This is a genomic window from Mesorhizobium sp. M2E.F.Ca.ET.209.01.1.1 (assembly GCF_004010375.2).
Taxonomy (GTDB): domain Bacteria; phylum Pseudomonadota; class Alphaproteobacteria; order Rhizobiales; family Rhizobiaceae; genus Mesorhizobium.
Map to the genome: position 1 here is coordinate 1 of NZ_SADP02000147.1, position 491 is coordinate 491.

Annotated in this window: 1 protein-coding gene; it reads left to right on the top strand. The window is 52.3% G+C overall.

What is annotated here, in order from left to right; genetic code table 11:
- Positions 1 to 223: 223 nt before the first annotated feature.
- The coding region (locus EN852_RS35020) for a hypothetical protein (RefSeq protein WP_135879614.1) at positions 224 to 491 on the top strand (268 nt) is incomplete at its 3' end.

Below are 491 nucleotides of genomic sequence, written 5' to 3' on the forward strand. Positions count from 1 at the left end.
GTTTGAGTAAAAGTAGGGTTTGCACATAAAACGTCAAGAACGGTCAAAACGTGAAAAGCGGGGCACGCTAACGATCCCCATCATGTTACAAAACCACATTTGATACCTTATACTAACCGGTTGATTTATTTACGAGTTTTAACATTTTTGTATTGCCATCGGTGTGGCATGGGCGCATGGTTGCGTCCAGAGGGACAACCGTCCGCGAAAGGAAGGTTTTCCAATGTTACGAGAATTTTCCAACCGGCTGCGCTATGATGCCCACTGCAAGGTCCAGTGCGCCCTGCGGACCAACGGCATCGTCAATATCATCGGGCTGTCGGAACAAATCAGGCTCAATAACCTGGCGGAGAACGTCGCCCGCGAGGACATTGAAAACCTGGTGCTGGACATCTCACAGCTCTACGGGGCGCCGATCGAGTTCGACGATCAGACCCTGACGGCGCTCGACCTGCCCGAGGTCCTAGGTCTCGACAACCGCAACGACCTCG